This window comes from Methylocaldum sp. RMAD-M (assembly GCF_017832375.1).
GTDB lineage: Bacteria > Pseudomonadota > Gammaproteobacteria > Methylococcales > Methylococcaceae > Methylocaldum.
The window spans coordinates 80,732-106,670 of record NZ_JAFIBZ010000016.1; the positions used below are offsets into that span (position 1 = coordinate 80,732).

At 57.9% G+C, this 25,939-nt stretch carries 19 protein-coding genes and 1 pseudogene; 10 read left to right on the forward strand and 10 right to left on the reverse strand.

Annotated features, from left to right (window positions below; all coding sequences use genetic code 11):
- The first annotated feature begins 5 nt into the window (after positions 1 to 5).
- The gene (locus JOD69_RS15590) at positions 6 to 3,770 is read left to right on the forward strand and encodes a conjugal transfer protein TraG N-terminal domain-containing protein (RefSeq protein ID WP_245245619.1); all 3,765 of its coding nucleotides are present in this window, start codon (positions 6 to 8) and stop codon (positions 3,768 to 3,770) included.
- Positions 3,771 to 3,788: 18 nt separating this feature from the next.
- On the opposite strand, the gene JOD69_RS25240 is transcribed toward JOD69_RS15590, so the two are convergent.
- The gene (locus tag JOD69_RS25240) at positions 3,789 to 4,478 is read right to left on the reverse strand and encodes a cold shock domain-containing protein (RefSeq protein ID WP_156881402.1); all 690 of its coding nucleotides are present in this window, start codon (positions 4,476 to 4,478) and stop codon (positions 3,789 to 3,791) included.
- Positions 4,479 to 4,664: 186 nt separating this feature from the next.
- Here JOD69_RS25240 and JOD69_RS15605 point away from each other — a divergent pair, with 186 nt between their 5' ends.
- The gene (locus JOD69_RS15605; RefSeq protein ID WP_240506754.1) at positions 4,665 to 4,922 is read left to right on the forward strand and encodes a type II toxin-antitoxin system Phd/YefM family antitoxin; all 258 of its coding nucleotides are present in this window, start codon (positions 4,665 to 4,667) and stop codon (positions 4,920 to 4,922) included.
- The gene (locus JOD69_RS15610; protein ID WP_156881401.1) at positions 4,922 to 5,344 is read left to right on the forward strand and encodes a type II toxin-antitoxin system VapC family toxin; all 423 of its coding nucleotides are present in this window, start codon (positions 4,922 to 4,924) and stop codon (positions 5,342 to 5,344) included. Before JOD69_RS15605 ends, JOD69_RS15610 begins: the two co-directional genes overlap by 1 nt.
- Positions 5,345 to 5,461: 117 nt before the next feature.
- On the opposite strand, the gene JOD69_RS15615 is transcribed toward JOD69_RS15610, so the two are convergent.
- The 3 genes from JOD69_RS15615 to JOD69_RS15625 are packed head-to-tail and all read right to left on the reverse strand — an operon-like array spanning position 5,462 to position 7,075.
- On the reverse strand, positions 5,462 to 6,112 hold the full coding sequence (locus JOD69_RS15615; RefSeq protein ID WP_139840973.1) for a FlhC family transcriptional regulator: 651 nt from the start codon (positions 6,110 to 6,112) through the stop codon (positions 5,462 to 5,464).
- Positions 6,113 to 6,160: 48 nt separating this feature from the next.
- On the reverse strand, positions 6,161 to 6,484 hold the full coding sequence (locus tag JOD69_RS15620) for a flagellar transcriptional regulator FlhD (RefSeq protein ID WP_156881400.1): 324 nt from the start codon (positions 6,482 to 6,484) through the stop codon (positions 6,161 to 6,163).
- A gap of 21 nt (positions 6,485 to 6,505) precedes the next feature.
- The gene (locus JOD69_RS15625) at positions 6,506 to 7,075 is read right to left on the reverse strand and encodes a transglycosylase SLT domain-containing protein (protein WP_086132928.1); all 570 of its coding nucleotides are present in this window, start codon (positions 7,073 to 7,075) and stop codon (positions 6,506 to 6,508) included.
- A 313-nt stretch (positions 7,076 to 7,388) separates the two neighbouring features.
- On the opposite strand from JOD69_RS15625, the gene JOD69_RS15630 reads away from it, so the two are divergent.
- The 3 genes from JOD69_RS15630 to JOD69_RS25245 all read left to right on the forward strand — a co-directional run bounded on the left by JOD69_RS15630 (position 7,389) and on the right by JOD69_RS25245 (position 11,049).
- Entirely contained in the window at positions 7,389 to 8,318 is a 930-nt protein-coding gene (locus JOD69_RS15630) for a hypothetical protein (RefSeq protein WP_139840974.1), read from the forward strand.
- A 117-nt stretch (positions 8,319 to 8,435) separates the two neighbouring features.
- Positions 8,436 to 9,350 carry an ABC transporter substrate binding protein gene (locus JOD69_RS15635; protein ID WP_210024063.1) on the forward strand — a complete coding sequence of 305 codons (915 nt, stop codon included), beginning with the start codon at positions 8,436 to 8,438 and terminating at the stop codon, positions 9,348 to 9,350.
- Positions 9,351 to 9,471: 121 nt separating this feature from the next.
- The gene (locus JOD69_RS25245; protein ID WP_210024064.1) at positions 9,472 to 11,049 is read left to right on the forward strand and encodes a HAMP domain-containing sensor histidine kinase; all 1,578 of its coding nucleotides are present in this window, start codon (positions 9,472 to 9,474) and stop codon (positions 11,047 to 11,049) included.
- A 10-nt stretch (positions 11,050 to 11,059) separates the two neighbouring features.
- Here the strand turns inward: JOD69_RS25245 and JOD69_RS24725 are convergent.
- Together JOD69_RS24725 and JOD69_RS15645 are read right to left on the reverse strand one after the other, a co-directional pair.
- Positions 11,060 to 12,202, reverse strand: a pseudogene (locus JOD69_RS24725) (cytochrome P450); the annotation flags it as partial.
- Between the two features lie 43 nt (positions 12,203 to 12,245).
- The gene (locus tag JOD69_RS15645) at positions 12,246 to 14,270 is read right to left on the reverse strand and encodes a TonB-dependent receptor (RefSeq protein WP_210024065.1); all 2,025 of its coding nucleotides are present in this window, start codon (positions 14,268 to 14,270) and stop codon (positions 12,246 to 12,248) included.
- Positions 14,271 to 14,365: 95 nt separating this feature from the next.
- Here JOD69_RS15645 and JOD69_RS15650 point away from each other — a divergent pair, with 95 nt between their 5' ends.
- The 3 genes from JOD69_RS15650 to JOD69_RS15660 all read left to right on the forward strand — a co-directional run bounded on the left by JOD69_RS15650 (position 14,366) and on the right by JOD69_RS15660 (position 17,666).
- Complete coding sequence (locus JOD69_RS15650; protein WP_210024066.1) at positions 14,366 to 15,319, forward strand: response regulator; 954 nt, start codon at positions 14,366 to 14,368, stop codon at positions 15,317 to 15,319.
- A gap of 315 nt (positions 15,320 to 15,634) precedes the next feature.
- Complete coding sequence (locus tag JOD69_RS15655; RefSeq protein ID WP_210024067.1) at positions 15,635 to 16,720, forward strand: replication protein; 1,086 nt, start codon at positions 15,635 to 15,637, stop codon at positions 16,718 to 16,720.
- 703 nt (positions 16,721 to 17,423) lie between these two features.
- Positions 17,424 to 17,666, forward strand: coding sequence for a hypothetical protein (locus JOD69_RS15660; RefSeq protein ID WP_210024068.1), 243 nt, complete (start codon positions 17,424 to 17,426; stop codon positions 17,664 to 17,666).
- A gap of 1,296 nt (positions 17,667 to 18,962) precedes the next feature.
- Here the strand turns inward: JOD69_RS15660 and JOD69_RS15665 are convergent.
- Entirely contained in the window at positions 18,963 to 21,830 is a 2,868-nt protein-coding gene (locus tag JOD69_RS15665; protein ID WP_210024069.1) for an adenosylcobalamin-dependent ribonucleoside-diphosphate reductase, read from the reverse strand.
- 568 nt (positions 21,831 to 22,398) lie between these two features.
- Between JOD69_RS15665 and JOD69_RS15670 the strand changes: the two genes are divergently transcribed.
- Positions 22,399 to 22,938, forward strand: coding sequence for a hypothetical protein (locus JOD69_RS15670; RefSeq protein WP_086132940.1), 540 nt, complete (start codon positions 22,399 to 22,401; stop codon positions 22,936 to 22,938).
- Positions 22,939 to 23,610: 672 nt separating this feature from the next.
- On the opposite strand, the gene JOD69_RS15675 is transcribed toward JOD69_RS15670, so the two are convergent.
- From JOD69_RS15675 to JOD69_RS15685, 3 genes are all read right to left on the reverse strand, one after another.
- The gene (locus tag JOD69_RS15675) at positions 23,611 to 25,365 is read right to left on the reverse strand and encodes a hypothetical protein (RefSeq protein ID WP_086132942.1); all 1,755 of its coding nucleotides are present in this window, start codon (positions 25,363 to 25,365) and stop codon (positions 23,611 to 23,613) included.
- An 80-nt stretch (positions 25,366 to 25,445) separates the two neighbouring features.
- Positions 25,446 to 25,673, reverse strand: a complete 228-nt coding sequence (locus tag JOD69_RS15680; protein WP_086132943.1) for a hypothetical protein — start codon at positions 25,671 to 25,673, stop codon at positions 25,446 to 25,448.
- A 14-nt stretch (positions 25,674 to 25,687) separates the two neighbouring features.
- Positions 25,688 to 25,939 (reverse strand): hypothetical protein (locus JOD69_RS15685; RefSeq protein WP_210024070.1); only part of this gene is annotated, 252 nt, incomplete at its 5' end.

The window sequence follows — 25,939 nt, forward strand, 5'->3', positions numbered from 1 at the left end:
ACGCCATGTTTGAAATCTTTTCCGTCGGGGACTCCGCCTACCTGGAGGCGGTGCTGAATGCCGTCGCCATGATCGCTCAGACCGGCGACTACCGGATGGCCGCTTCGGTGGGCGCGGTCATGGGCGTGATTCTGGTCATGATCCGGTCGCTGGTTCAGTGGGACGGCCGCGGCATCCGCTACCAGGACATGCTGATCGCCGTGGTCTTGTGGATGATCATGTACAGTCCGGCGGTCCGGGTCTCCATCGAGGATGCCTACACCGGCGATGTGCGGGTGGTGGACAACGTGCCGCTCGGCCCGGCCGCGGTCGGCAGCATTCTGTCGAACATGGGGTACCGCACGACCCGGCTGTTCGAGCAGGCCTTCTCGCTGCCCACGATGACCGAACACGGGTTCGCCGACACCCTGACCACGATCACCGCCGTTCGGAAAAACCTCCTCTCCCGAATGCACCTGGGCGGCGCCAATGCGCCGAGCGCCGGGGGCGACGTCGAAAACAGCGTGATCAATTACGTAAAGGAGTGCGCCCTCACCGGCGTGGATCTGAACCGGAAATCCATTGATGAAATCCTGCGGGACCCCGACCCCTTGAACGCCATCCGGTTCGACACGGCGATCTATACCACCGAGATCTATGTCGGCGGGCCGCCGCGCATCCTGACCTGCACCGACGCCTGGACACAATTGTCGGCTTATATCGACGACCGGTTCGTCCCGCTGCTGGAGGACTTGCTCACCGATTTCCTGGGCGTTCCGGCCCCCGCCGATGTTACGCCCAAGGTTCAGGACGCGTTCGATGCCTTGGCTGGCGCCGGCGCGGTCGACGCGCTCCAGTACATGAAGATGGCGGCGATCCTGCCGATGTTCGAGAAGGGCGTGGTCGGACGCCACGAGGATGCCATGCACTGGAACAAGGCGGCCATGGTGGAGCAGGCGATCCAGCAGCGCAACACGCAGTGGGCGGCCGAGGAAACCCTGTTCAACCGCATCGTCCGGCCGATGATGGCGTTCATCGAAGGCCTCAGCTACGCCATCGCGCCGATCATGGCGTTCGTGATCATGCTGGGCGCCTTGGGCGTCCGCATGAATGTCGGTTACTTCTCGATGCTGCTCTGGATCCAGCTGTGGATGCCGATCCTGGCCGTGGTGAACCTGTTTATTCAGATGGCCGCCTCGTCCAAGCTGGCCGCGCTGACCGGCGCGAATTTCAGCCTGCCGTCGATGTACGGCATCTATAAAATGGACCAGGAGCTTCAGAACTGGCTGGCGGTCGGCGGCATGCTGGCGGCCTCGACCCCGGCCATCACCCTGATGCTGATCTACCGGGGCGCGGTCACGGCGACCCACTTCCTTGGTCGGATGGACGGCGGCGACCACGTGAACGAGCGAATCGCCACACCGGACGTGATCGGCCCGGCGCCGGTCATGAACATTCAACCTATGCATCAGCAGGCACCGCTTTCCGGAGTCACACTGCACGGTGCCGAACGCGTACTCCCCACGTTTAACGCCGGGACCGATCTAAACACTGCGGTGTCCTCGGCCTATGCCGCGATGGAGCAGGCTTCTTCCAACTTTATGAGCAGTCTTCAGGAATCGGCGTCGAGAAGTTACAGTTTCAACACAGATGCCGCCGATTTAAACGCGCTTGCGACCAAAATTTCGAATAGTGCAAGCCACACCGATAAATTCCTCCTGTCGGTCGGTGAAGACTTAGCTCAGAAGTACAGCCATTCCCGGATATCCGGTGACCAGGTTGCTGCGGCTCTGGCAGGAGGGATCGGCGGCGACTTCGCACGGCACGGAAACGAATCCAGGGACCAGTGGTTCAAGCGTGTTTTGCCAAAGTTGGCCGGAGAAATCCAGTCGAATTTCAAAGTCGGCGCTGAAACATCAAACGCCATTGCTGCCGACATTCTTTCCAAGTGGGGGGAAGATCACGGTTTCCAAACCGGTCTCGAGCGCAGCCTGGTCACCGACGCGCAGCAGAGTACGCGCGACGTTGCGGCTTTCGGTCTGCAAAGCCAGGAACTTTCGACGCTTCAGCGCAGCGCGACCGACGCGCTGTCGGCCTCGGAAACCTACAACGAGACCGTGACCACGCAACGGCGATTCGGCGCGCAGGCGGCGTTCGGGGCGGCCGAAACCGGGATGAAGATCGCCCGCGACGCGGGCCTCTTCGAACGGCTCAGCCGGACCCTCGACCGCTATGGCCTGGTCGGCGATACCCAGCGCCTGGCGGCCGAATGGCGCGCGATCGGGCTGATCGCCGATCGGGATCAGGCCTATGCCGCCGCCGGCCTATCGCTGCTGACCGGATTCTCGGCGCCGCACTTCCGGTCGCTCGATGCCGAGGAAACCCGCAAGGCAGAGCTCGCCGGCTATCAACTTCTGGGCGACGTCTGGCACGCACCCTCGCCGGGCAACGATCTGAACGCCGGCCGCAACGCGAACCTCCGCGATGCCGCGCCTGCCTTCGGCGAGGTTCAAAGCCAGGTCGAGCAAGTGAATCTTTACGATCCCCGCGGCGATACGGCCGGCATAGAGGATCGTGTTCAAAGCCGAATCCGTCAGGAGCACGGAAGAGTCGCAAGCGGTGAGGCGTCGGTCAATAGCGCATACCACGACAATCTTGATGTCCTGCGACGCGAATCAAACGAAGCCCGTCGCGACATCCATGGTAAAAAGGCCGATCACTTCCGGGCGGAGATCGCCCGCGCGGCCAACGATTCTTCGCTAGCCGAGTTCGCCTATGATTATCTCGGTGGCGCGTTATACAGCATTGGCCAGAGTCTTTCAGCAGTTGGCGCAGGCGGGAAGAACTTGGGCGGACTCGGAGAGGACCTCAAGAGAACATACGAACATGCGTTGGCGGATGGTAAAAACCCGGCAGAAGCTGGCATTGAGGCGTTGGCAGGTCTACCCCAGAGTGCCGCGGCCAGGTTTCGGGCTGGCGTCAATCAATGGGTCGACGAGCGTGTCGCAGAGGTAGCCGATCGGCTGACGCCAGCTCAACAGGACTATTACCGGGCCGCGATATTTGAAACGTTCGCGGGACTTCCGTGGGCAAAAGCCGATCTCGGCACCGATATGATTGTCGGCATAAACCGGTTATTGATCGAATCCATGCCCAGTTCCGAGGTTTTCCGCAACGCCGAACGCGGCCTTCTACAGGAAAACCCGGAAACGGGTGAAGATATCGCCCAACTCCTCCGTCAGGCTGCGACGCAGCACCGCCCCGACCTCATCGATCTCGTCGGCAACTACAATCGAGCGACGGGTTCGGTGGCGAATCCGACATTGAACGCTGTAACCGGATCAAGGGTCCATTCTGTCCCAACGGGAAGCGATCCGGTTTTTATGCCGGAGCATCCAACCCCGCCCGATCTGGCGCCAATCTTCAATGAAATGGAAAGCCGATACGACCTGCCGCCCGGATTGCTCGAACGGATGGCGGGTGTGGAATCGAAATTCAATCCGTCCGCCAAGTCCCCGAAGGGCGCGGTCGGCATCATGCAGCTGATGCCCGCCACCGCCAAGCGTTTCGGCGTTACCGACCGGACCGATCCACGCCAGTCCATTGAGGGTGGCGCCAAGTACGTTCGGTGGCTGTTGGATCATTTCCAGGGCGACCTTGTGCGAACCGTTGCTGCGTACAATGCGGGCGAAGGCGATGTCGAGCGATACAACGGCATCCCCCCGTTCCCTGAAACGCAGGACTACGTGCGCCGCGTTCTTGGGGACCAATGGGTAGCAAGGAGCGATTAACGGGAGGTGATGAGGTCCTTAATAGTCGAGTTCCTGCTGTATACCTAGGAACTCGCTCTTTATCACGTCTTTCATTTTCCAATCAAAGATATAATCGTTCTGCCTTTCAGTTGGCGACACTTTCGCGCTTGCGGTTTCATTTCCGTGCACATAGATCCACTGCTCCGCTGGCCGGGTTGGTTGCGTGCTCTTCTCCACACCCAACAATCGCCATGCTAAAGTCACGATTGACCGGCAGAACGCGCGCACGAGCTTGATCAGAAAATCAGCGACGAAGACAACCCAGAGAATGACCACAATTCCAAAAACGCGATCGTAGTGATTCTCTCGAGCAGTTGCTCCCATATACAACATCACCACCGAGCACAGAATTACACGCAAAAACGACGATCCGATTGCCCCCCGTTCACGCTTAAAATGCGATACTGAAATTTTCCCGTTCGTCCGGTCGATTTCAAACAAAGATGCCGGATCTAGCCTCACATTGACCGCGCGCGGCCCTTTCTGGTGATCCTGTGGATCGAACAGAACGAAAGCGCCGGTTTTCGGCGTGAAGCCTGGCGCAGCGTCGGCGAAGTGGAAGAAGCGGTCCACGCCATCTCTACCGGTGATAAATCCGTAGCCCTTCTTGTTTGAGAACCACTTAATCACACCGTTGCTTGGAAGGGTGTCTAACGTGCCTAACTGAGCGGGATCCGGTTTGTCCATTGCACCAATCCACAGAACTTCGCCGTAACGACAATCAGAGTAAAACCCTTTTGGGAATGAGGGCAAGCCGCCCATCCCCTTTATTTACATAGTACGACGCCGAGGCGGCGTCGAACCACGGGGCCAATTGTGGTCCGCGCCGGCATATAGTAACATATCTACATAAATGATTCCGAACAGCGTTACATGATGACCATCACCACTGTATCCAGTCGAGAGTTCAACCAAGACGTAACCCGTGCCAAGAGGGCCGCCGAACATGGCCCCGTCTTCATCACAGATCGGGGCAAGCCATCACATGTGCTGTTGAGCATCGAGGAATACCGCCGCCTCACCGGTAAGCGCCGGAACATCGTTGAAGCGTTGTCGATGCCAGGACTCGCCGATATCGAAATCGAGTTTCCGCGCTCGCGCGAGCTTCCCCGACCGGCGGACTTTGATTGATGTTTCTGCTCGACACTAATGTCGTTTCCGAACTGCGCAAGGCCGGCGATGGCAAGGCCGATGCCAACGTCACGGCGTGGCTGTCAGGCGTAGACGCGGCGAGCTTATACATCTCCGCCATCACCGCCATGGAGCTTGAGCTAGGCATTCTCCGCGTCGAGCGACGCGACGCCGCTCAGGGTGAGAAACTACGCACGTGGATGCGCACCCGCGTTCTTCCCGAGTTTGTCGAGCGGACGTTGCCGATTGATGCGGCTGTAGCGTTGCGCTGCGCCCGGCTTCACGTACCCGATCCGCGTTCCGAACGGGATGCGTACATCGCGGCTACGGCGCTCGTCCACGGTATGACCGTTGTAACGCGGAACTTGGCCGACTTCGAACCGACTGGCGCTCGCCTTCTCAATCCTTGGAACAAGGCCTGAAGTGCGTGAGCCATAGCAGAGCGCCAAGTACGAGTGACTGCCAAACGCGTTCTTCAATCGAACTAACGGCTTGAGCTGGCAAGACCATTATCGGCCGTCGGTCGCCGATTCCGGACGCTAAGCCGCCATCTCATCATCCGCAGGCGCAACATCGCCTGCGGTCTGAGGAAGCTCGCTATCGAGCACCGGCAACTCCACGACATCGTCGCCCATCGAAAAGCTGGCGCCCCGTCTCTTCGCAAACCCCAACGCGCAGTATTGGCATACCGGCGGAAGTTTGCAATCCTCGATGACCAGATACTCGCCGTGGCAATCCGGACAGTGGCGGAGATGGGCCAGGCCGCAGCGCAATGCTTGAGCGAGCACCCAGGCTTCCGTGATATTGGCGGGTCTGACTTTGCCGAACGGACGGCGGAACCGTAACGCGTTCGGATAGCACTCATGAAACAGATCCCAGGCCGCTATCACCGCCTTGGCATCGACGCTTTGCCGGTTGTCGAGCGCGCTTGCCTTCAGGTACAAGGACGCAAACGCCGACAAATAAACCATGGATGCCCGATTATTCGGGATCGACTGGATCCTGGGGCTCGGTCCCGATGGCGGTCCTTCCCCTTGGTGAATGCATCGGTGCATCTCGCGCAGTTCCTCCACCGTGAGACTCCTGACCGCTTGAAATACGTAAGGAATTCTCAGTCTACGGACAATCAGCTCGCATGCCAGTTTCTGGTCTGCCAGTCTATCAGTGAAGCTGAGTGATTCATCACACATGCGAAAACCTCCCGGAGAACTCGGGGTGCCGTTCAACTGGCAGCTAGTTCATTGGCGGGCGGGAACGCCGTTGCTGCCGCCCCCGACCAACAGAATGAGCCGTCTTGCGCTGTCCTCATCACTGAGCTTACTGCCGCCCATCAAGATTTCCCGCCAGCACCCGGGGGAGAAACGCGGCGCAAAGCACAGCATGTCCCTCTGAGCGATGGTTTGCAGCCGCCGGATAGGAATGGCCGGAAGCAATCGGACGGCATCAGGTGTCAGACCCAGCTTGACCATGGCCTGATGCGGGCGGCCGGACATCACCATTTCCCGGGCTTTGATCAGGTATCCAAGATTCATTTCGTAGATGTCAGTGTTATCGGTTTCCATTTCTTCACCTCCTAAAACAACTTAGAACAGCGTTTTCAGCAACGCCGCAACCGCCAGGACCTTCCGTCCATAGCGAAGCGCGGCATCCACGTTCTCCCAACTGTGGTATCGGCCGATACCCAATACGAGATTGCCTGGCGTGGAACCGATGGCCTCGGCCAGCACGTCGGCTCCGATGCGGATATTGGTCGTGGGATCCAGCAGCTCCTCAGGCTGCGTGACACGATGCCCGTTCCAGCGGACACTGACCTGCATCAGCCCGACGTCGATATTCGAACTACCGTTGGCCAATGCAGTTTTCAAGATGGTGTGAGCTTCCGCCCTGGATTTCGGAAGGATCGAACGCCCCGCTAGGTTGAGCGCCCACGGCCAGGGCTTTGCGAGGGACTGATGGATGCGTTTTGATTCCATCAACGCGACGGCGTAGAGTATGTAGGGATCGAGACAGCGCGATGCGGCGATCTCCCACCAGATGGTCTCTTGAATACGGTGATCGCCAACCTGGCGTATGTCGGAATCCGCCTCCCCGATTTCCCGTATTTGCACCGGATCCTGAGCCCAGTTGGCCAGTGGGAACAGGAGAAAAGCCATTACAGCCGCGCATGCGCGGCTTCTCTTTCCATGGCGCGCGCATGGCAGGCGAAACAGGATCGATCCAAGAATCCAAGCGTGACTCAGAAAACGTTCCCCACCCATCCCATGTCCCCAGTAATCGACTACTTTGTCCGTTTCGGACAATCAGGCATGACTTGCCCTAATTTCCTTCTATAATCAAAAACCGTTAGGCGTGTAAGGTCGGAATTTACCACAATAGAAATTTAATACAATTATTTTTATTTGTGAATTTTTGTATATGACGACATCTCAACCTTCCCGGTCTCAGTCGGATGCCGCTATTCCTGGCTTGAGTGTACTATCCGACGACGGTCGGATCATTACCGGCCGAATGGCGGTCGCGGACTGGATCGCCGTGCTCAACCATCCCCGCCAGCGGGATAGCGATCGCCATGCCCGCGCTCGGCATTGGGCGGAGGCTCGGCACGCCGAGGGCGCCGTCCTCGATCATCTCGGGCATGTGAAAGCCGCTCTGCTGAATGGCGTTCTGTACAAAATCGATGGCCACACGCGAGCGCTGCTGTGGACACGAGGAGAACTGCCAACCCCGACCGAAGTGCACGTGACGGTATATCGTGTCACCTCGCGCGCGGAACTGAATGCGCTCTACGGAACGGTCGACGCCGAATCGGCCGCTGAAAGACAACAAGACAAGATCTCCGGCGCGTACCGGGAAAGCGGACTCGTTCTCACCTCCACCCGTCTGAAATCCGGCATGATCGGGTCCGCGCTCAATATTGCCTTGCGCGGCCTCGTGCGCCGTAATCAGCCACGCGACGCCAAACCCATCGACGTTTATCGGGCCGTTCACCTGTTCCGACAGGAATTGGAGATCCTAGACCGTCTCGATCCTCCGAACGACTTGTTCCAAACGGGTCTGATCGCCGCTGCATTGCTTATGCTGGCGTTGAAGCCGCGCTCCGAAGATTTTTTCCGTGCCGTGGCCACGCGATCCGGCAACATGCGCGGCGGCCGCGCCGATCCGGTTCAGGCGGTCATCGAACTCGTGGCGCCTTTGCTCAGAACCGGACGAGCGCGAAATCAATTGGAGCAGGAAGACCTGTGCGCTCGGTCTCTTCGGGCGGCAAAAATCTGGTTAGGCGGCGAACGCTCGCGCGATTACTGGATGCTGAACAAACCACGCGCGGAAACCATCTTGGACTATTGCCAGAAGGTAAAGGCATTAAAGGGTGTGTCACTCGATGATCCCGATCTCTGATGGGTTCGTGCTCAACGCCAACTCGGCGATGGACGGCGGACCCGCCAAGCTGAAACACCATCAATCCGGGCTGGACCGCGCTGCCAGGCCTCTTTCCAATGGCATGCGGCGTCAACCGTGCGGTGGTTGAAGACCCTGGGTTGCCTATTCCTTTTATGTTTCCTCGCGCGCATCCCGGCCGGTGCCGCCGCGCCACCCATTGCCGTTATCGTCCCGATAGCCGAAGAGCCTGTCGGCCGGTTGTATGAGTCGATTCTGTCCGGCATCCGGACCCGATCGTCAGCCGAGGTGCTTAGGATCAACCCCCGTACCGAAGCGCGGGATGCCCTGACCTGGGTTGCCGGCGTTCATCCAACAGCGATTATTTTGCTGGGCCGGCCGGTCTACGACCAGCTTTATTCTCGATTGGCGGCTGTTTCGACGGTTCCCGTGCTCGTCGGCGGTGTTTTCTTTCGGAGCGGAACGGAGTCACCGGAAGGCATCGATTTAACCATTGAGCCGCTCGCCTTCCTGTCCCGGGTGAAGCAGCTGATGCCCAATCTCAGACGCCTTTATACCGTCAAAACACGCAGTGCTTCGCCGATGCTCGTTGATGCCGCACGTCGTGCGGCCAATACCCACGGGTTGGCGCTTGATATGGTCGACGGGACTACTCCGCAGTCCGAAGGGCTGGCGTATTGGTCCGCGCTCGACCGAGCCAAATCCGGCGAAGACGCGGTATGGATCATGCAAAATACAAGTGTGGTCGAAACGCTGTTTCCGCACCTGATCGAACGCTCGTGGTATCGAAAAATTCCGCTGTTGTCGGTTAGCGGCGAGCATGCCGAGCTCGGAGCCCTCATAGCCGCTTATCCGGATTACGAGGCCATGGGGGCACGCCTAGCTGAGCTCGCCCTCAATAAACTCCATTCACAAGGACCATGGCGTGAAATGGTGAAGGATCTTCGATTTTGGATTAACGACCGGGTGCGTGCACACCTCGGCATTAATCTGCCCCCTGCACTGGCTCCTGAAGTGACACGAATCCGTTAGCTGGAAGGTTGCATCTCTGCAATGGTATGCGAAAAAACCTCACAAACACCCTGAGACCCGCCACCTAAGATCGACCATGCGCAAGCTTCACCGACAGCCACGGCCCATACAACGTGAGTTGATGATTCCAGCACTCGGCGCTGTCCTGGCTACGAGTACGATCTCAGCTGTCCTCTCTCTGATTTTACTCACGGCGCAGCTGCATACGTATTACCTGGACCAGAGCCTCCTTAGCGCAAGATCGCTCGCAGACTCCAGTGCTGCTGTATTCATTTTAGGCTCGCGAGATCTCGCTGAACGCGTCGCTGGCGCCGTCGTAACTAAAACAGATGTTTCCGGAATCGCATTCTTCGGCCCAGACGGTGAACTCCTGTTCGAGCCTTTCGGAGACGTTACGTTACCATCGCCTCTTACAATCGAGCACCGCTCAGATCCATACCTAACATCCGAAACCTCCGCCAACTGGTACCTCATCGTACCCGTCGATGCTCGCCAGTCCGGTCACGCAGCCGATGCTCCCGCAACCGAACGACTCGGTTACCTGGGCATCGCCGTACCCAAACAGCCGCTGCATCAAATGCTACTGCTGGTGACTCTAATCACAGGGGCGGTCTCCATACTCGTGTGCTTTCCAGTGCTTGCCTGGCTGAACCGCCGTATCCGCCGAATGGTATGGGCGATCACGACGCTGTCCGATGCCGTGCAGCGCATCGACCCCGCTCGTCCGTCCACCTCGCTGCCGTCCTGTGACGGCCCCAGGGAACTGGTACTGATCAACCACGCTTTTACCGGACTCCTTAAGGCCATTCAACGCCACCAGGGTTCGCTGGAAGCGTTGGTCGAACTGAGAACTCAGGAGCTGCGGGAAGCGCGCGATGCGGCGCTGCGGACCGCCCAGTTTCGAGCCCAATTCATGGCGATGCTGAGTCATGAGATGAAAACTCCGCTCAACGCCATCTACGGATTCGCGCAATCAATCGCCGATGACCTCGTATTCTCGGACGATGGCCCAGCCGCTACGCGCACCCGAAACATTCTCCTCAACGCCCGCAAGCTAACGGACTTGGTAACACAGATCCTGGAGATCGCGCGCATGGAGGAAGCGAAGACCGAACTCCAGCTCGAAGCGGTCAACGTCACTGAAATCGTCCGGCACGCCACCGATGCTTTGAAACCCTTGGCGGAAGCCAATCGCAATCACGTCTCGATTCGCTGTCCGGAAAAGCTGAACGCGGTGTTGGATCCCCAGAAGTTCGAACGGCTTCTTATGAACCTTGGAACCAATGCCTGCAAGTTCACCGAGTGCGGTCAGATCCGCATTGAGGTAACCCTTGATGATGATCATTTCGAGGTCGCTGTTATCGATTCCGGCATCGGTATCGATCCCGCCGATCAAGAATTGATCTTCGAACCATTTAGACAGGTCGATATGAGCCATAAACGTCGCTATCCCGGCACCGGGCTTGGCTTAGCGATCAGTCGCCACTATTGTGACATCATGGGCGGGCGCCTGACGGTATCAAGTACGCCAGGACAGGGATCGACCTTCACCGTCCGGCTGCCACGGCGGGTCGATCAGATTGCAGCCGCGGCACGATCTGAATCCGGCACCCGCCTTGCGGTCGCAGCAACAATCCAGAACGGGGATTTACCCGATAGTCGCATGGTACATAGAACTCGAAGCGCCGCAGCAGAGTAACAATGCTTTGCAGCAGAATTCGATTGGCTAGATGTAAGCCGAGACACATATGACGTCCGCTGCCGAAAGGCACAAATGAACAGACCCCCGGCGCACGTGCCCCTGGCCCAAAGCGCGCCGGATCGAAACGCTCCGGATCCGGCCAGATATCAGGCAACCGCTGCGTTATATAAGGGCTCATCAGGACCAACGAACCTCTGGGAATCGCGACGTCGCCAATCCTATCGTCGCTGACCGCATACCGGAGCAGAGCGATTGCCGGCGGGTGAAGTCGCAATGACTCCTGTACGATGTCCCATAAGTACGGTAACGCCTCGGCATTAATCTCGTCCTCCCCCCAATTCAGCACGTCCTTCCTGGCTCTCTCTGCAATATCCGGATGCTTGGCCAGTTCATACAACAACCACGTGAGCGCAATAGCCGTTGTCTCCTGCCCGGCGATGTACAGCGCGACGATTTCGTCCCGCAACAATTTTGCATCCATCGAGCAACCCGTGTCGGGGTCGACCGTTTCCCGCAGAAGGGCTATTAGACCCTGTCGCGTGCGACTTGCCTGGGCGATGAGCGGATCCACCACCCGGTCAACGGTTTGGATCGCTCGTTGGAAGCGCCAACTGGACGGCACAGGAAGCCAGGAAAATATCGGCCCCATGAGCGCTCGTCCTAGCGTCTGGACGAGAAACTCCTGGTGCACCACATGAATCGCTTCGATTACCTCCTGCGCAGCCTCAGTTTGACCTGCCTCCTCTCCAAACAAGACCGATGTCATGATGGCCTGTGTGAGGACCGCGCACTCGACTTCGACCGCTAGCCGCTCACCGGCTTTTCGGTCCCAAGCGTCCGCTAAGTCGACGAGTTTCCGGTCGATGAGATCGGCCCATTGTTTAACCGCCGCATTCGTAAAGTGCGGCTTCAACATCCGCCGCTGACTCGCCCACGCCGGACCATCGTTGTTCACCAGGCTGTCACCAAAAACACGCTTGGTTACGCTGGCAAATCGATTATTAATGTAAACGCCAGCCTGCTCGCGCTGATAGACGTGCCGCACGTGCTCCGGGCGTGTTACCAGAAACGCTCTGTAGGGTCCTAACCGAAACAGAGCAGGGCAACCCTGCTCGGCCAACGATTGAAAGAAACCCGGCAAGTCGGTCATGAGCCGATAAGTAGCACGAAAACTGTTCAGCCTGTGAACCTCCCTAGAATCTCACTCGAACCTGCCCCAGAAAACTGCGCCCGGCCAGCGGAATATCTGTTACGAACGGATCCTCAGACAGTGCAGGCTCCCAGATGTCCGCATCGAACGCATTCTCGACCCGAAACAATACATCCAGCCCTCTCAGGACTTCCGTCCGAGTAACCGTGAACCCAACGCTGAGGTAATCCTTGACCGGATTTTTGCTTACACCAGTGGCGCGCGGTCGGTCGGCGACCGCATTCAGGCGGGCGTCAAACTGCCAGTGCGTCATAGGATTCCAGTGCAGGCGAGTATAGACATGATGACGTGGTAGTGAAACCAGACCGCTCGGCAATCGATTATCCACAGGCTGCTGATGGGAGTAGTTCGTGAACCATCCGAGATCGTCCGTCAATCGAAAAGACGCAGCAAACTCAAAACCATAAACCTCGTAATCACCGCTGTTTCGAAAATTTTGTAACGCGGGGGTTGCGACGGGCAATCTCTCATTGACGATGAGGTTCTTCAAATCGGACCAAAATCCGCTTAGCTCTACTCGGTTCGTGCCGAAGCGCTTCTCCACACCGATTTCGACCGTATCAACTGTCTCCGGATCGAGCAATTGCCCTTGGATGAGTTTCGCACTGCCGTTTTCGAGGAAGCTTGGCGGCCTGAACGCGCGTCCATAGCGAAGCGAAGCGGTTATGTCGTGACTCAGGTCGTACATTACGGACAGCCGAGGACTAACGCTCACGCCCACATCGGAATAGCCATCGAAACGGACGCCAGCCGTCACCACCCCATCGTCAAAGGCGCGCCAATCGTCCTGCAACAGCCCGTAGATAATGGTGCGCTCGCGAAAAGCCGAGAGCAGATCGGGGCTGACAGCGGACACGGGCTGAAGGCCGCCCAGCGGCATCAAACCGCCCGTTATCGGATCTGGCGCGAAATTGATCCGGCTACCCACTTTGTCGGTCCATTGGTGCGCAAAACCGATTTCGGAACGCAACGTGTGTCTTGGAAACCCTCGATACAACAAGCTCACCCGAGAACCGACGGTACCGATCTGGGTACTAACCGATTGCCTGACACCGTCGGCAAATGCTCCGAACGCACCTGGCGGAAATATCTGAAAAGAGCCGTCGTTATCCAACCATGTAATATAGGTATTCCAGGTAATCAAGGATGATTTGACCTGGTCTTGGTAGGTCACATCCCCCACATAGAAATTGTTGCGGAGTCGACCGTTGGGATCCAAGGTATCACCGATGCCAACGCCGACTCCCGCATCCCGAAAGCCTTCGTAAATTCCGCGAATCCGCCAGTGATCCGAAATTCCCACATCAAAAGAGGCGACTACCTCGTCGCGACCGACATTGAGCGCTCCAGACGACAAGGATGCCGACGACCCAAACACGGCATCCAACCCGGTTTGAGCATCGGTGGGCACCCGTCGGTTTGGCCCGTTCGTGCTGCGCCCGTAGGCAAAGAACGACGCGTCCACGTCGCTACCCTTGTGCCCTTTGGTCAGCCAGCCTGAATAAGTGTCAAAGCTGCCAACCGTCCCCCCAAGCTCGCCAATCATGGTTTCGTCAGCGTTCTTGGTGACGATATTAATTACGCCGCTGAGCGCATTGCCGCCATGTACCGCTGAGCCAGGCCCGCGGATGACTTCGATCCGAGACATGGCTTGAACCGGCATGTTCCAGATGGAAGTCCGTCCGCCAGTCACCGCGTCTTGTATAGGAACGTTATTGACCATGACAAGGATTTCGGCATTATTTTGCGTCGCGACGCCGCGAACCCCGTATATGGTCCGAAACCCGACCGCATTACTCACGTGGAGGCCAGGCACAGTCTCGAGTACGTCATCGACGGTCTGGGCGCCCATCGCCTCCATTTCCGCCCGGGTAATGACCGTAGCCGCAGATGGCGCATCGGAAAGCGGCTGCATGTAGCCGGAAGCGATCTCAATGGCTCGCGCCGATCCCAATTGCAGGAGAAGGTCATCTTCTTCGTCTTCGGCTGCTACGACGATTGGGATCATGAGCAGTGCAAGTACCGTCCTTAGTGCTCTCATTGTGTGACTATGGTAACGTTCTACTTACAATGTTAGCCGATCAATCAAGGACTGAAGAACTCGTGCGAAAAATAATCGACATCAACAGGCTGAGCCCGCTCCGACGTGAGCGTATCTTGATCTTCGGGAATGAAGACGTCCTTCAGACTATGGCGCTGAAGGCTCTGCACGAGTCTGGTTTCAGACGGACAAAGTGCTGTTCCGGCCTGACGGAAGCCGTAGCGATTCTCTGCAATCATCTGGTACACGCGCTGATTGTGCTGAGCACTGGCGACCAGGTCGATCCGCTGGCGGTGGTCCGGCTCGTACGGAGCGGCTTTTTCGGCCCCGACGATATTCCGATCGTCACCGTAACGGATTCGACCACCTGTATGGTGGTGGCACCACTCATTCCGGATACCGGTGCGGTCGCCCTCGATATCTCGGACACGTGGCGGTTAGCGACAGTCTTGGATGACGCCCTGCGCCAACGAGCGCATCCGACCGTTTTGAGCGTAGATGATGATCCCGAGACGCATGCCACCGTCTCGGATGCTTTGGACGAACTCTACCGCGTGTCTTGCGCGTCAAGCGGTGAGGAAGCGCTAGGTCTGCTGAAAGATCGCTCGTTCGATCTCATGCTATTGGATTTGATGCTCCCCGGGCTCCAAGGCGATGAGATCCTGACTCGCCTGCCCCACCCTGCGCCGCCCGTCATCGTTGTGACCGGCGTGGATTCGGTCGATCGATTCAGGTGTTTGATGACTGACGGCGCCTATCACGTCATCGAGAAGCCGATTGACTATGGCGGATTGCGCCGCACTTGCGCAGCCGCTCTCCGAAGTGGCCGCGTCTCCGTGCTATCAAAAATGACCATCGGATTGGAACGTTCGTTCAACAGTGTGGCAGAACTGCTGATCGGTGCCCACGATGCGCTGGAAACGGGACGAACTGGACGCGCAAAGGCTCTCCTCGCCGAGGCTCAGCAGTTGCTACCTCCACTGGTGCGCTCCGCTTCCTTGGATGATTTCCTTTGATCGCGCCGCGGATCGGACATAGCCGGAAGCCAGACCAGACCAAAAACACCGAGCAATTGACCCGGCGTTGCAAATAATCGCCAAAATTGCAATTTTCTGCAGCGCCGGCTGACTTCGGCGCTGCCATAATCACCGCTGGTCTTTTCTAGGCGGATCCCATGCCCAAAAGCTGGGAATCCCGGTCTTCGTGCCCGAAACTGCAAATTTAAGGATTCCAACTCCGACTCTTGTAAAATCGGCAGGGGAATCCGGTGACACTCCAAATCCTCCGTCTACGGAGAAAAAAAGAATGTGTTACAACGGAGCCTATAATCGATGAACCAATTAACGGACACCAGTCCCGGCGGTGATTTACCGTTTCCCCCGCGCAAGAAACCGATGAACAGTTCCGCGTATAACAACAATCAATTAGATCTTTTCCAGACGTTCCTCTGCAACCCCAACGAACGCGAAAGACTTTCTAATACGATCGATATTTGGGATTCGATCCCGCGGTATTCGATTTCCCGCCAAGAACAAAACAAGCGGCGCGATGCGAACGGCGGATTGCCCATCCTCGCAATTCAATTCGAATATCGTGGCCAACCGTACATAGCCAAGATCCAACCTGCGCGTATCGAAGAGCCCGATGGAGTTACGCGAGATTATTACCCAAGTGCTTCCGAGGAATTGGTCGAAGATGCGCTCCGAAAAATCGCACTCCGCCAAAATCAAGGATTTTTTGAGAAAGAGAAGTACCGGAGCGGCGTCGCATTTTCCCTTTATGAACTACGCGAAGAATTATCGGCTCGCGGGCACGCGCGCTCTTATCAACAGATCATCCAAAGCCTAACTATCTTGCAGAAAAGCCACATCGAACTCCGAGTTGGCGAGGGGCGTGGTGAGGCGTTCCTTGCCGCCAATTACTTGCCCACGCTGTCTGCCGTTTCGAAGAAGCGGCTCCTTGAGGATCCTGGCGCACGATGGATTGCTCAATTTCATCCACTGGTCACACAAAGCATCGATCAAGTAACCTACAGGCAATTCAACTACGAGGTCATGATGTCGTTACCGACTCAACTGGCCCGCTGGCTGCACAAGCAATTGTCGATCAAATTCACCTTCGCCGGCCTCGCGTCAAAACCTTTCGAGATGCGCTACTCAACGATCAAGCGCGACAGCAATTTATTGAACAGGGGCCGCGAAGTCGATAACCGCCGTGACGTCGACGAAGCCTTTGCTGAATTAGTTAAGATGAAGGTACTACGCGAAATTGAAAAGACGAGCATCACGCAAGGAAAAGGCAAGGTCGTCGAGGTAGTTTATCAGCTGTTTCCGTCCCCTGAATTTGTTAAAGAAATGAAGGCGTCGAACAAGAGGGTTCTCAATTCCAAACCGGCCGCTACGGAATCACTACGGTAGTTTTAGGACACAGCAGACCGAAATTCCGGTAGTTTTAGGGCATAGCAATCAGTAGCTATAGGGCACACCAGAAACTTATCCACAGCCTGTCATCCTGGCCTTCGGTAGCTCTAGGACACAGCAACGTGAATTCTCGGTAGCTTTAGGACACGGCAGAGCAATTTTTCAGTAGTTATAGGGCACAGGGTGGTCGATTTCCGGTAGTTTTAAGGCACACCGGAACAAGCTCAGACATGGGATACACCGAAACTCGGTAGTTATAGAACACAGAAAACGGAGGTTCTTCTCGATAAATCATAAACTTGCGACCTCTTATCCTTTTAACCTTTTTTTAATCTTTTTGTATTAACCTCCCTCTTCGTCCCCTCCCCTGTCCCGCAAAATCCCGCCATCCTACCAGTCCACCGAAAATTCAGCGCGGAAGCCGCGTCATTCATGACTGGGAGGAAGCACTGCCACAAAGAGTTTAAGTTCATATTTACGTTGTCTTTGTGATAGACACATCAATGTGAAGACAACACTTCAGATCAAACTGCTGCCGAATGAAAGTCAGCATGCTGAGCTGAAAGATACCATGCGCGTGTTTAACGACGCTTGTAACTACATCGCGGAAGTGGCCTATCGGGATTAGTGTGCATCGAAGTTCAAACTGCGAAAGCTGGACTAGGATGATGTGCGAAAGCAATTTGGTTTATCCTGACAGATGATGATTCGCGCCATCGCCAAGATCGTCAAAGCCCATAAGCGCGACAAAGCCATGCACTGCTTTTTCAAGCCGACGGGCACCGTGGTCTACGATCAGCGCATCATGAGCATCATGGGACTGGACACCGCCAGTTCTCCTGACTGTGCAGAGGCGTTTGTCTATTCCCATGCAGATGGGCACCTACCAGCGCGTGCAGTGGCATCGCACCAGAGGCCAGGCCGATTTGGTGTTGGTCAATAATGTTGTCTATTTGCTGATTATGGTCGAACACCCGAGGAACCGCCAATCGATCCACAAGCCTTCATCCGCGTGGACCTAGGCATTACCCGGATCCCCACAAATTTCAACTGCAAGAACTTCTCGGATCAATCGGTAAAGCACATTCAACGCCGTTACCACAAACTGCGCAAGGCCTTACAGGCTAAAGGGACACAGTCAGCTAAACAACGGCATCTCCGGAAGATTCGGCGCCGGCGATCACGATTCCAGCGGGACGTCAATCATGTCATCGCCAAACGCCTTGTCGAGAACGCTAAAGACACCAGACGCAGCCGGACACCGGTACCGAAGTCCAACAGGGCCAAACATAGCGGGTAATCCTTTATTCCAACTCTAAGCCTTCATCGCCTACAAGGCCGCTATCACGAGAATCCCCGTGGTCTTTGTTGTCCCGTGGTATACCTAGCGCACCTATAGTGTCCGCGGCCATGCAGAGAAAGCCAATCACAAATCCCAATCCCGGTTTCAGTTTATCCCCTGAGCCCATACTGAGAACGCGGATACCAACGCGGCAATGAATATCACTCCTAGAGTCGAAATGTCATGCGGCCGATCGTAGCATGCAATGGTCGGAACGAACGCCCGGAGCATAGTTTCAAGCCCCTTGCTTCAAGGCTTACCTTTACCCACAAATTTGAGGGAAGCTGAGGGATGGGCAGCGAGGGCGCAACACGAGTTTGGCCAAACGGACATCGGCGGCGCTAAAGGGGCTTTACCGATTCATGGAAAATGACCGTATTAAACGTCAGGCGGTATTGAGCCGTCATTACTACGCCACGGCGAAGCGGTGATGTTGGCGGTCCAGGACACGACCGAGGTGGACTATACCCACCATGCTGTGAAACCCCGGGGTTACCCTGCGACGTGTTTCTGGACCTGGAACAGTGGCAGGCCTTGGCGCCTTATAAGCGCCGTACCCGGACCCCACCCACGCGACGCTGTGAATTGCCGAACTGGGAGGTTATCACGGCCGCCATAGCGGGCAACCGCCGGGCGTGACGGTGGTTTGATGTGGCCTGCGGCGGCTTGATAACCTGGTGGACAGGTGGCTCGTTCTCAACCCAAAAAGCCATAGAAAAAGATGTACGTAAAGATAAGGCCTAAAGGCGTGGGAGGATGTCAATCGTCGCTTTCTTACACTGCCAAGACTACAAATATCAGTAGTTTTAGGACACACCACGCAGTAGTTTTAGGACACAGCACACACGATCTCCGCCGGTAAAAACAGCGGCACTCCAATCTGGAGTGCCGCGCTCATCATCCACAGGCCCCGGTCGTGCCACAGGCCGTGCAGAAATCACAGCCATCCTTCCGAATGACAGCGTAATTTCCGCACTCGTCGCAGCGCCTGCCGGGTGCCACCTCCATGGCGCCCGCAGCACGGGTACGAAGGGACACAATATTGTCGGCCTCGTACGTCACGAGCCCCATCTCTTCCACCGGATAGCCATCCTCATCAAGAACACCCAGCATGGCATACCGATGGATCAGCAGCCTTGCCAGGTAAGCCACCGTGGACGGATAACTCGACTTGCGCTTCTGTCCCGGCACCCAGGCGAGGAAATCCCCTCGCGCTTCCGGAAAATCCAGCAACTGGCGCAGCTTCGCCCCGATCCAGGCGGGATCGATCACCCGCATATCGAAAGACAGACTCTTGCAAAGTCCGTCCAAAACGCGGGGGTATTCACCGGACAACCAGACCGAGTACGGCCGACGGCTGCCATTCGGCAACACCAGTTCCTTCACGCCCATCACGAAGTCGTCGCCCGTGCCGGGGTTCAGTACATCGACCGTCCAGCTCAGCGTGCCATCGGTCCCGGTTTTCGGTTCCTTCGGCGACATCAGAGCGTCCAGCACGGGCGTGCCGGCGATCACCATGACGGCTTCCTCGAACACGCCTAGCTCTTTGCACCGGTAGTGCACGAGTTGGGCGAACCCGGCCACCAGACTGGGCACCCGGAGGGGTTCGCCCTCTGGCGGCAGGGCCAATTCGAAGCCATCATCCCCGTGCGCCTTCATCAAGCTGTCCAATTTCGCCTTCACCCAGCCGTGATCGTTGGACCGCATGTCCATCGACAGCGACTTCGCCAAGGCGCCGAGCCCTCGAGGTTGTTCCGCCCCGTTGATCCACACCTCGAACGGGTGCTTTCCCCCGTTTTCGATATGGCCAATGAACAGTGCGAAACTGCCACGTGGATGATCAACCATGTAGCACCAGGCCGGATTGCCTCCCACTGGACGCGGCCGCTTTCGCCACCGCAAAGAAGCCAGCGTGGGTTCCGGCACGGCATCGAGACGCAGCCTTCGGTCCGGATCGGACCGGTCGAAGTCAGGCTTTTGGCCTTCGTCCGTCGCGGCCGCACTGAGCGTGCCGGTGGACGAATCGGCCACCAAAACCTGTCCCACGATCGTATTCGGCCGGTAGGTCGCCAGCCCCTTCAGGCCCGCGTGCCAGGCCTCCAGGTAAAGGTCCTCGAACGCCTCGAACGGATAATCCGCCGGCACGTTGACCGTCTTGGAGATCGACGAGTCGATGAACGGCTGGACCGCTTGGAGCATCCGCATGTGTTCGAGCGCCGAGATCTCCAGGGCGGTTACCCAATGCGAAGGCAGATTGGAAACATCACCACCCGCCTCGCGATAGAGGCGGTAGGCATGATCCTCCACGGCGTATTCCTCGATCGAGCCATCCGACATCCGTTTCTTCCGGGTGTAGGTCCAGGCGAAAGGTGGCTCGATGCCGTTCGAGGCGTTATCGCAAAAGGCCAGCGAGATCGTGCCCGTAGGCGCAATGCTCAGCAGGTGACTGTTGCGAATACCGTGCATCCTTATGCCCTCCCGGAGCGCTTCCGGCAACCGCATGACAAAGCCCGACGCGAGATATCGCTCCGCCTCGAACAGCGGGAAGGCACCTTTTTCCTTGGCCAGCTCGATGGAGGTCTCATACGCGCGGTTGCGTAAACCTTCCGCGATGCAGGCCACTCGTTTTCGAGTATCCTCCCGGTCGTAGCGCAACCCGAGCATGATCAAGGCATCTCCAAGTCCGGTGAACCCGAGTCCGATCCGCCGCTTGGACATCGCTTCCTGACGCTGCTGCTCCAATGGCCAGTACGTCACCGCCAGCACGTTGTCTAGCATGCGGACGGCAGTGCCGACCACCGTACCGAAATCGTCATAATCAAACGACGCTTGGTCGGTGAACGGCTGTTTCACGAACTGCGTCAGATCGATGCTGCCCAAACAGCAGCAGCCATAGGGCGGCAGCGGCTCTTCGGCACAAGGGTTGGTCGCCTCGATGGCCTCGCAGTAATAGAGGTTATTCTCCGCATTCATGCGGTTCAGGAACAGCACCCCCGGCTCGGCATGATCATAGGTGCTGCGCATGATCTCAGCCCACAATTCACGGGCTCGGATCCTACGGTACACCCAAAGACCATCCTCACGACGAACGGCGCCGGCCGCCTTCTGTGCTTCGCTGGGTTCGGCCTTGTGTACCAGTTCCCATTCGAGGTCAGCTTCCACCGCGCGCATGAACGCATCGGTAATGCCCACCGAGATGTTGAAGTTACGGAGTTCACCGGCGGTATCCTTCGCATGCACGAAGTCAAAGATGTCCGGATGATCGCAACGCAAGATTCCCATCTGAGCGCCCCGTCGCGCACCCGCCGATTCCACGGTCTCGCACGAGCGGTCGAAGACCCTCATGTACGAGATCGGCCCCGAGGCGCTGCTGGCCGTGCTCTTGACCGTGGCGCTGTTCGGGCGGATGGCGGAGAAGTCATACCCCACACCACCCCCGCGGCGCATGGTCTCGGCCGCTTCCGACAAGGCCGTGTAAATACCCGGCTTGCCGTCGACCTCTTCCGAGACCGAATCCCCTATGGGTTGTACGAAGCAATTGATCAAGGTGGCTCTGATGTCCGTTCCGGCCGCGGACATGATCCGGCCGGCTGGAATGAATCCCCCTTGTAACGCTTCGAGAAAACGTTTCGACCAGGTTTCTCTGTCGTTTTCCACCGAAGCGAGCGCTTTGGCAACCCGCCGAAAGATCTCATTCTGTGTGGATTCGCCCTGCTTGGCGTATTTCTCCAAGAGAACGTCTTTGGATATAGGCTGTGTTTTCATTGTTATCTCCTTCGTTTCAAGGTTACCCGGCCCACCGGGATTCTCAAAACCTCCCACGCGGAAGGCCTTCAGAATCCCGGCGGGATGGGCATGATGGATGCCCAAAGGAGACATCAATCCCCCACAGGGGAGCAACGCTCCCCTGGGCAGGGTTTTAAAGGGTTGAACGATCGTTAGGGCGCTATTCTTTCCAGCACGATTTCAGCAGCTGCCCGTGCGTCTCGTAGCCTGAGAAAGCGTTTCGAAGTACATCCTCCTTTTCGAGAAGGTGCTTCTCCCCGCCAATAAATACCGTCCAGTGAGAGCCCAAATCCGCGGCCTCTGCACTTGAATACGTACCCGACTTTGACACTGTCCTTGAATAACCAGTAGTCACCGTTCGGTTTTCGCTTCGTAGTGATCATGTTCGTAGCTGCAGAATCTCGGGCCGTATCTATGACGTTTTTGCTCCTCATGCCGAAATTGATGTGAACGAGGAGCATCCCAAGGGGTATGCTCCCCGAAGATCGCTTGCAAATCCAGGTTTCTCTGTTAAACGTTCGGATGTGACCCCTTGTGGAGAAATTGGATGTTTCAACGAATCCAGTGCCGGTTGGCCGCCCTTCGAATCAAGTCAAGCTTGAACGCCAGGAAACCTCGGGATCCCGATCAGCAGGCGGCCGAGGCACGTCAGACAATCGAGACCTGTAATGACTACTTCCGCACGCTCGCGGCGTTGGAGGACGAGTTCGCCGACTTATCGGACCCCGACCTCCAGAATTCCGCCGACCGGCGCCTCCACGCCAACATGACAGCGCTACGGCGTTTGGCGCCCGAGATGGCCCGAAAGAAGGCGCTTGCCGCAGCATACCTCCTGGAGCGCGGTGACACTTCCCAGGAGAGTGCGAGTTCAGCGCCATCCGCCGATCGCGACGGTTGGCAGCTGATCAATGGGGGCCGGGATCACTTCGTCCAGCTCCTGGACGAAGTGATCCATGCCTTGGGACTGCTCGCGCCTTGGGATCCGGAAATGAGCCGGATAGCGGATCTCGCGTCCGCCCGGTGCCGCGTCCTAAAACGCCGCGCATCACTTCAAGTTGTGCCTGCGCGGTCGAACGATCCGCAGTGAACAAATCCATCTGCCCGTTCTCCGATCGGGGCTTTCGAGTTCGCATCTTGATGGCGGCCTTTTCGGCCTTCAATTTCGCGAGCTCGATCTCGCACCGCGCGATTTCGATCTCGAGTTCGAGTTGCGCGAGTCGGCGGGCTCCCGGATCACGGGGACGCCGCGCACGGATGGCGTCCTGGACCTCCCGAGAGAGTTGTTGCCAGTTCCGATCGGGAATCGGCATCCGAAGAATCGGCGCCTCCTCGCGTTGCACCGGTCTTGGCCGGCGTTCAGCCACAACGGTCGCCAGGGTCCAAAGCCCGGTGGCGACCGTTTGGAGCGCGGACATCACGGCTTTTATCGCCAGGATGGCCAGCCCCAGGAAAATCACTCCGAAAAGAAAATTCATAAGCGCACCTCTGACAAAAAAGGAGCGCCATGAACCCCTGGGGGCGATGACGCCCCGGTGGGGTTGATGAATGACTGCGAAGGGCTCGCAGCCGTCGAATAACCGGGCTTGACGCACCCGGTTCGGAGAAGATTGACTTCCCCGCCGCCCGGAGGCGGAACGCCTGCCAAAGGCAGGAGTCAGCGCTCGCCGAAACGAGCGTCTGAACGAATCGGCTTTTCCGCTGACCTCGCCGTCTGCAAGATCAGGGGAAAAGGCGCCGACGCGAAGTCGGCGCACGGATTTTAGGCGGCGATTAGGAGATCCCGCGACAGCTCGAACAACCGGGCTCGAAGCTCATGGAGCTGCATGATCGAGATCGAACATTCAAAGAGGTGGCTAACCTCGATTCCGAGGCCAATCCCCACCACCTTGATCCCGGTCGCGGCACAGCGGGCGAGAATATCCCGCGTGGCTTCCAGGCAGTCGGGCTCGCCGTCGGTCAAAGCCAGAATGACCTTGCGGGGTTCTCGGCAGGCCAGCAATCGGCTCGCGGCATACCAGAGGCCTTGGGCCAGCGGCGTGCCGCCGTCGGTTCCCAAACCGAAATAAGGCGCACGTTGCCGAACCCGTTGCCCGTGGTCCATCACTCGATAGACGCTGTCGGCACGGCCCTCGTATCCCGGAAAGGCCGTGACCGCCGGATTGACGCCGGATAGGCCTTCCAGCGCCAGGGCCAACGCCATGCAGGCGTCCCAGGCCAGGTCGATTCTTTGACCCACGACGGTCTGCTCGTGGATCACCGTACCTTGCATCGAAGGCGAACGATCCAAAAGCACATGTACGGCGGTGTTCGGCGCCGACTGCGGCGAGCGCCGTTCAAACACCCGCGCATCGCCAGTGGAGAGCCGGTAGAGGCGGTTTCTCGCCACCTTACGGCCCGAGGCCTTCGCCACGGGTCGTTTCAGACGACTCGCTTGCACCAGGCCCTGCAACGTGGCCCGGATTCGGCTCGATTCCCTCACCGTTTTGTCGAGGAGCCCCTGACCCTCTTTCGGTCGGCTCGGCGGCTCATCGGCCGTCGGGAAGTCAATGTCCGCGGCTTGAGACGCCGTGAGTCTCAAGATGTCCCGAGCGCATTCGAAGAGATCCTGACCCACATCGTCGGCTCCAGCAGATAGAACCGCCCGCAGCACGTGGACCGCCTCGTCGGTAGTGCTGTCTGGCGAGTCCGAGGACGGCGATGCAATGGCGCCATCGACCGGTGCATTCGGATCAATCTCTGGCGCAGCGTCGGCACGCCCACTCGGGGTGTCAGTCGTGGCGCTATCGTCCGATTCGGCCGGCCGAGGATTGGGCTGGGCGTTTCCGGTTGGGGCGCCTGGCCCGCTCTGGCCTCCTGAATCGGACGGCTGCTCTTCATTTGCCTTCTCCAGTTCGTCCTGGAGCATGCGCAGGATGCGATCGGTCAGGCTCAGGCACTCCCGCGTTCCGGTCAGAGCCGGAACCTCGGACAACAGCCCGAAAAGCCGGGTCACCGCGCCGGACGGAAAACGGTCCTCGATCAGGCGCTCCGCCGCATCCGCCAGGTCCGCCAGGGCTGTTTGTCCAAGTTCCCGTGTCCGAAGGTGGAACAGCAGAAAGGCCTGCAACACCGCCGCCGGATGGGTATCCGGCTGAGGTACCGTGAAACCGCCCTCGGCGATCAGCTTTCCGACCGTCTTCTCGATCGTCAGGCGCGTACCCGGATAGCGTTCGGCGAGCCGCCTTTCAATGCGAACATCCTCAAGGACATTGAGGATGGCCTTCCGAATCGGCACCGAAGCCGCCTGCGCGAAGTAGTCGAACGCCGTATAACGGACATGGCCCGCCTCGTGGGCAAGGTAGCCCCAGGCGACGTCCCGGTAGCCCGGATTGTCGCCGTCGTAGGCCGGGACAGTGATGGTGTCACCGTCCGTCTCGGCGTCCTGGCCGCCCACACGGACCTTGACGCCCAGCTTGTTGCCCAACGCCGCAGCGACGATGGGGAACGCGTTGTTTAGGCTTCGATTCGTTTTCATAAATTCTTTGCCTCCATTAAAAAGGAGGCAAATCCCACCCCGAAGGGCGCGATTTGCCCCTTGGGGGTGATGATCAATGGCTACGCTTCACGGGGCGCCTTAATCGCAATCCGGTTCCCGTTTTGATCGAAGTAATGACTCAGACCAAAGCGAAGCGCCTCTCGAATAGCGGCGGCATGGGTGTTGCCGTCCACGAATCCTTGTGACTTGTGAAAGAGTCCTTCCGGCCCCTGAACACCGAATTCCGTTTGCCAGCCACCCGGAGGCACACCGCAGTGGATGATCCTGACGGTTCTCATGATGCTCATTGCCGTGCATTCATTTAGAACCAGCAGTCATCCGCCGTGGCGGTCGTCACCAAAGGCTCCGGAACGGAATCCAGCGGCTCGGGTTCAATGGAGGACGCGTCCGGTTCCAGCTCTTCCGCGAGATCATCGAACAGACTGAAGTGGTCGATGACCGGAGATACCGATTCGGCTGGGCGATCCTCACCCGGAACCGAAGCCGGAGCACTCCCGTGATTCATCGGAAGGCTCAACTCCGGTATCTGCGTCAGCCCTTCCCCGTGACGCTT